The 6113-nt window shown below is 63.0% G+C and carries 5 protein-coding genes and 1 pseudogene; 2 read left to right on the top strand and 4 right to left on the bottom strand.

Annotation, left to right across the window (positions count from 1 at the left end; all coding sequences use genetic code 11):
• The 4 genes and pseudogenes from JNK99_RS14745 to mraZ form a co-directional block, all read right to left on the bottom strand.
• Window positions 1-728: pseudogene (locus JNK99_RS14745) on the bottom strand (penicillin-binding protein 2); the annotation flags it as partial.
• Window positions 725-1003 (bottom strand): cell division protein FtsL, encoded by a 279-nt coding sequence (gene ftsL / locus JNK99_RS14740; RefSeq protein WP_291854368.1) that lies wholly within the window; start codon window positions 1001-1003, stop codon window positions 725-727. The gene ftsL and the pseudogene JNK99_RS14745, both read right to left, overlap by 4 nt.
• A gap of 1 nt (window position 1004) precedes the next feature.
• Complete coding sequence (rsmH, locus tag JNK99_RS14735) at window positions 1005-1955, bottom strand: 16S rRNA (cytosine(1402)-N(4))-methyltransferase RsmH (protein ID WP_291854366.1); 951 nt, start codon at window positions 1953-1955, stop codon at window positions 1005-1007.
• Entirely contained in the window at window positions 1952-2398 is a 447-nt protein-coding gene (gene mraZ, locus JNK99_RS14730; RefSeq protein ID WP_291854364.1) for a division/cell wall cluster transcriptional repressor MraZ, read from the bottom strand. The genes rsmH and mraZ overlap by 4 nt, the downstream gene beginning before the upstream one ends.
• A 541-nt stretch (window positions 2399-2939) precedes the next feature.
• Here mraZ and JNK99_RS14725 point away from each other — a divergent pair.
• The gene (locus tag JNK99_RS14725) at window positions 2940-3788 is read left to right on the top strand and encodes a site-specific integrase (protein ID WP_291854362.1); all 849 of its coding nucleotides are present in this window, start codon (window positions 2940-2942) and stop codon (window positions 3786-3788) included.
• Window positions 3789-3798: 10 nt separating this feature from the next.
• Window positions 3799-4956 carry an IS91 family transposase gene (locus JNK99_RS14720; RefSeq protein ID WP_291854360.1) on the top strand — a complete coding sequence of 386 codons (1158 nt, stop codon included), beginning with the start codon at window positions 3799-3801 and terminating at the stop codon, window positions 4954-4956.
• The last annotated feature ends 1157 nt before the right edge of the window (window positions 4957-6113 follow it).

The following is a 6113-nucleotide window of genomic DNA, read 5'->3' as shown; positions in this document are numbered from 1 at the left end:
CTGTACGCCAGATACTGGATCTTCGAATCGAGCGCCAGGCGAATCTCCTTGCCGTCCTGCGGCTGCTTGATCGAGCCGACGTCCTCGACGATCTGGCCACGACGATCCTTGATGACGCTGCGGCTGCCGGGTTGTCCGAGCAGTTGCCCGTGAAACGCCAGCTCCACACCTTCAAGTCCCCTGTCGTCGACGCCGGTGAAGCCGACCATGTGCGCCGTCATCTCGCCGGTCGGATAGAAGCGGCGATACTCCTTGTCCTGGCCAATGCCCGGCAACTTGAGTGCGGCAATCCGGTCGGCCACCGCCGGCGGTATCTGGCGGCGAAGAAAGACGAAGGTCTTCTCGGTGCTCAGCTTCTGCGTCAACTGGCGGGCGTCCATCTCGAGCAGGGATGCCAGCTGAACGGTCTGTTCGGGGGTGAGCTTGGTTACCTGCGGAACCGCCCAGACCGACTTCATCGGCGTCGAGATGGCCAGTACATCGCCGTGCCGATCGGCGATCTTGCCGCGCGAAGCACTGATTTCGATATCGCGCCGGTAGCGTGACTCGCCCTTCTCCTGCAGGAAGTCGTTGTTGAGAACCTGCAGATAGAACGCACGGCCGATCAGCATGCCAAACGAGCCAAGGATCAGCAGACCCATGAGCCGCGAGCGCCAGGTGGGCAGGCGCATCTGCAGCAGCGGGCTTTCGGCGAACTTGTGCGCCACTTTTCCCTTGAAACGCATCATCGCGATGCTCCTCCAGTCGACGTCGAGGTGATCACCTGGCCGGTTTCCGGCGTGTTCATCTTGAGCTTCTCACGGGCAATCTTCTCGATCCGCGGCGCCGCTCCCCAGGTCGACAGTTCCAGTTGCAATTGGCCGAACTCGACCTCAAGTTGCCGCGCATGCTCCTGCTCTGCTTCAAGCGCCTGGAAGATCTTGCGCGCCTTGTGCTGTGCCGTGACCACACCGAGGCTGCAGAACACCAGGGCAAGCAGCAGGATGACGTTCAGACGAACCATCTCAGGCAGCCTCGCGCGTCAGTTTTTCCGCTACCCGCATCACGGCGCTGCGCGCCCGCGGATTGGCCGCCACTTCGGCGGTGCTCGCCCGGCGCGGCTTACCGACCAGACGAAGCTTCGGCTGGGGCAGTTCGTCTGTGCGCAGCGGGAGTCGCCTGGGGGCATGATCAGGCTCGGCCTCGTCGCGCAGGAAGCGCTTCACGATGCGGTCCTCGAGCGAGTGAAAGCTGATCACCACCAGGCGCCCGCCCTGTTTGAGGGCGGCCATTGCTTGCGGCAACACTAGCGCGAGTTGTTCGAGCTCTTGATTGATATGAATCCGTAGAGCTTGAAAGGTACGCGTCGCCGCATCCTGGCCGGGCTCACGGGTCCGCACGGTCGCGCGTACAAGCGCGGCGAGCTCCCCCGTGGTTGCAAGCGGCCGTTCTCCCCGAGCAGCCACAATCTTCTTTGCAATCTGGAAAGCAAACCGTTCTTCACCATAGTTCCTTATGACCTCCGTGATCTCCTGCGCGCTGGCCCGCAGGAGCCACTGTGCCGCCGTTTCGCCTTGCGTTGTATCCATCCGCATATCGAGCGGGGCGTCGTGACGAAAGCTGAAGCCCCGCTGACCGTCATCGAGCTGCGGCGAAGAAACACCAATATCGAGCAGAATTCCGTCCACCCCGTCCCCGACGGAAAAACCCGCCCGCTGCAGGGCACACGCCAGATCTCCGAAGGATTGATGCATGACGAGCAGCCTCTGATCCCCTATGGCACAGCCTACGGCCACCGCCTGCGGATCACGATCGAGCGCCAGCAGACGACCCTTGGGACCAAGTCGTTCGAGAATGGCCAGAGAGTGACCACCGCGACCGAAAGTGCCGTCGATATAAATTCCAGCGGGCTTGATTTCCAGCGCATCGACCGCCTCCCGCAACAGGACGGTCTGATGCTGCGACAGCACGCTCACAGAGCCAGATCTTCGAGACCGGGTGGCAGGCACTGGTCGCCAAGGGCGAAGACAGCCTCCTGCTGTTGCTGCCAGCCGACGTCAGACCAGATCTCGAAGTGACTTCCCTGACCGACCAGCCAGACCTGCTTGTCGAGTTGTGCAAACTGGCGCAATTCAGGCGCGATCAACAGACGACCGGTTGCATCCATTTCCTCATCACGTGCATGACCGACCAGCAGGCGCTTGATCATGGCCGAATGCGGGTTGAAGCTCGAAGCGGCCAACACCCGGTCGCGAATCGGTTCCCAGGCCGGCTCGGGATACAGCAGAAGGCAACGATGCGGATGAGCGGTCAACACCAGCCGGCCGTTGGCGGCGGAAGCGAGCGCCTCCCGGTGGCGCGCCGGGATGGCGAGCCTGCCTTTGGCATCAAGACTTAACGCAGCCGCACCCTGAAACATCCGACCAGCTCTTCCCTTGCTTTGCAAACGCCGAGAGGGCAAACTTCCCACTTTGTACCACTTGTTACCACTTTAAGCGAAAGATTCGGCTAAAGCAAGGGGTATACCACTACATTTCTCAATGGCGACAAGGACTTATGGGCCACTCCTGCAGCAGGACAAGAAATCAATTCTTTCTGGCAAAACAATAAACAACTCACCTTAGTTAAAGTATTTTGTAAGGAATCGTCGCTAAGCGCAAGCGACAGATGCTGGATCGCCGTCAGGCGAGCAGGATTCACGCCACCAAGCTCAAGGCTGCAGGGGAGAGAAATCCCGGTTAGGCCTCAGGAGAGGTACTTATGCTGTCGTTGAACTAAAGCACTTCGCGCTGGTGTAGGCACCCCACCGCCGTCCACTGCTCCTTCTCTTCTCGCTGTCGCCCCCTGGATTCGCTTTCGTCCTCACCCTGACGGGTCCGCGGCTTGCTTCCCACGCCGCCTGCAAATCCTCGATCCTCCTCGCTGCGGGGGACGTCCCCGCAGCCATCGAGGAGAGAGTCATGAGTGAGCTACGTGAACGCATGAGCAACGCCATGTGCCTGCGGGGAATGGCGGCACGGACGCAGGAAACCTATCTCGGCGCGGTGACGGAACTGGCGATGTTCTACCATCGATCGCCAGCCGAGCTGCGCGTCGAGGAAGTCCCGGCCTACCTGCTGCACCTGATTCGTGACCGCAAGCTGGCCTACGCCAGTGTCAACCAGGCATCGTGTGCGTTGCGCTTCCTCTACCGGCGGGTGCTCGGTCGCCCGGAAGCCGGTTTCGACATCCCGATGGCGAAGGTGCCCAAGCGCCTGCCGCAGATCCTGTCGCGCGAAGAGGTCGCAAGCCTGATCGACGCGGCACGAACCCTGCGCGGACGCACGCTGTTGATTACCACCTACGCCGCCGGCTTGCGGGTATCCGAGTTCTGCGACCTGCAGGTGGGAGACATCGAAAGCGCCGCCGATCGCCTGTGCCTCAAGGTGCGCCAGGGCAAGGGCGGCAAGGATCGCTACAGGCTGCTGTCGCCGCGTCTGTTCGCCACCCTGCGGACCTACTGGCGTGACACCCGGCCGCAGCGATGGCTGTTCCCGAACCGGGCCGGCACGGGTCCCATCGAGATCCAGACCGCGCAGCGGATCTACTACGCGGCGCGCAACGCCGCCGGCATCGCCCCTGAAGGCGGCATCCACGGTCGGCGCCACGCCTTCGCCACGCACCTGCTCGAAGCCGGTGTCGATCTCTACAGCATCGGCCGACTCCTCGGCCACGGTCATCTGTCGACGACCTCGCGCCACCTGCATCTGGCGCGCTCGAAGCTGACCGGCAACCCCTCGCCCCTGGAGGTGCTCGCCCCGCTCGGTTGAGTTCTCGCCAGTGACCCTGGCTGAGGTCTTCCGCCGGCATGGGCCGGCGTACCTCGCCAACCAGGTTCTGTCGTCGGCCAAGGCCAAGGTCTGGCGGGCGATCGTCGCCTGTCGGACCGCTGTGCTTGGCGGCCACGTCGAGACCTGTGATTGCTGCGGGGTGACGCGCCACGTGTATCACTCGTGCCGCAACCGGCACTGCCCGCAGTGCCAGACCCGGGCCAAGGAGGACTGGCTGGCGAAACGGCGCCAGGAGCTGTTGCCGGTGCCGTATTTTCATCTGGTGTTCACCCTGCCGCATGCGCTGCACGCGCTGGTCGGACAACGTCCGCGGGTGATCTACGAGATGCTCTTCGGCGCGGCGGCGGCCACGCTCACCGAATTCGGTGCCAACCCGCGCTGGCTGGGAGGAAAGCTGGCGTTCTCGCTGATCCTGCACACCTGGAAGCAGGATCTCGCGCGGCATGTGCAGGTGCACGCCCTCGTCGCCGGTGGAGCGTTGACGCCCGAGGGCGAATGGCGGTCGCCGAAGCGCGGCTTCCTGTTTCCGGTCCGGGCGCTGTCACCGGTCTTCCGCGGCAAGTTCATCGCGGCTCTGAGCGAGGCCCGAGGCCCGGGCCAGCGCTTGGCGGAATCGCTGGCCGACGAGAAGCTCTGGCTGGCTCTGCGTCAGCAGCTCTACGCGCACGACTGGGTGGTCTACGCGAAGCAGCCGCTCGGCGGGCCAGAGCAGGTCGTCGAATACCTCGGTCGTTACACCCTTCGCGTGGCGATCTCGAACGAGCGTCTCGTCGCCATGGACGAGACGACGGTCCGTTTTCGCGTGCGCGCGACGCCGGGCAAACGCGTGCTCCAGCTGCCGGCGGCGGAGTTCATCGAGCGCTTCCTGCGGCACGTGCTGCCGAGCGGCTTCAAGCGGATTCGGCACTACGGCCTGCTGGCGCCGGCGGCGAAGGCGACGAAGCTGGCGCTGGCGCGGCAGGCCTTGTCGGTACCGGCACCTGATGCGGTGATCACAGCGACGGTGGAGGACTTCCTGCAGCGCGTCGGCCGAGCGGAGTGGGCGCGCTGTCCCCACTGCGGCGCGGGACGGTTCGTCCCGACGGCGGTGATGCCGCCGCTGCACCTGGCGACGCCGCCGGGCACCTCGGTTCGTGGCCCGCCATGAAAACGGCTGGTGTTTGGCAAGGGGCTCCCTATGGGCGATGGCAGTTCCGCCTGCCAGGGGGTGGCGCGTCGCCGGCTCGCCGAAGGCTCCATTTCCGCGCCGCTCGCCGTCGGTGGGAGTGTCTGGTTCGCTCCAGTCACCTGCTCGCGAGCGGCGGGACGCCCCCCGTCTGCCTCTGGCCCAGCCGTCTGGGTCTTGCCCGTGACTTGACCGGTGGCACGGGACGCTTACAATCCCCATAAGTACCGCCGTCGAGGCGCTTCGGTCCAATGAGGTTTATCTGCCGCGGATGCAACAACGGTAAGGCCGAACGCTTTCGGCGCGGCAGATAAACGCTATTCGTTTTGGTGTCAGGAGATTCGATCCGATGAGCAGGGAACGGTTAATACGGGTCTATCGCGGATGTCAGCTGGTCGCCGTGAAGAAGGCTGATGGTTTTGCTGGTGCTGCCTGGTCTTGGAAGGGCTCCGGATCATTGGCACGCGTGAACGGATCATCGATTGACGATGTGATAGATAAGCTTCGACGTGCACTCGATACGCCAGAGAATCTTGAGCGAATTCGGCTTACAATTGTGCGGAAGCATCAAGAATTCCTTTCAGCCCGCGGGATTGACGCGGATCAAATTTCCGTCAGGCGAGCCGGTCTTTCCACGCAGCGAACCAATCGCCAACCCTCTTGTTGGGGCTGCAAGGCTACCCTCGACAGTACCTCCGATTTTGAATGTACCGGTTGTGGATGGATAATCTGCACAGGGTGTGGGGCTTGCGGTCACGGACATCCAACTTTTGGTGAGAGGTATCTCGGTTCCGCACGGGCACCCGGGTACGCTGACTTGGCCGTCCATAAATTTGCGACCCGTGACGCCGCCGAGGACTTTGCATCTCGTGAGCCGAACTCGCGTCTTGAGCGCGCTGCCGGTGGTGCCGGCTGGACGGTGACACTGCGATCGGAGCCGCGGTGACGCCTCTCAAGAAACACCCCAAGTAATTGATTAGTAATGGTTCGTTCGCACTGTTTCTGGAATGGTGATGAGTTTTAGGCCGAGTTTTTCGGCGCGCTGGGAGAGTTGTCGGACGACTCTTTCGCGGTAGCGTTCCTCGAAGTAGTCCTGGCCTTGGTCGGGATATTCCTCGCCCTTGGTCAGCCGGGTGGAG

Source organism: Accumulibacter sp. (genome assembly GCF_016789985.1).
In the GTDB taxonomy this organism is placed as follows: Bacteria; Pseudomonadota; Gammaproteobacteria; order Burkholderiales; family Rhodocyclaceae; genus Accumulibacter.
Note: the sequence above shows the minus strand (reverse complement) of the source record. Positions and strands in the feature narration are given on the sequence as shown.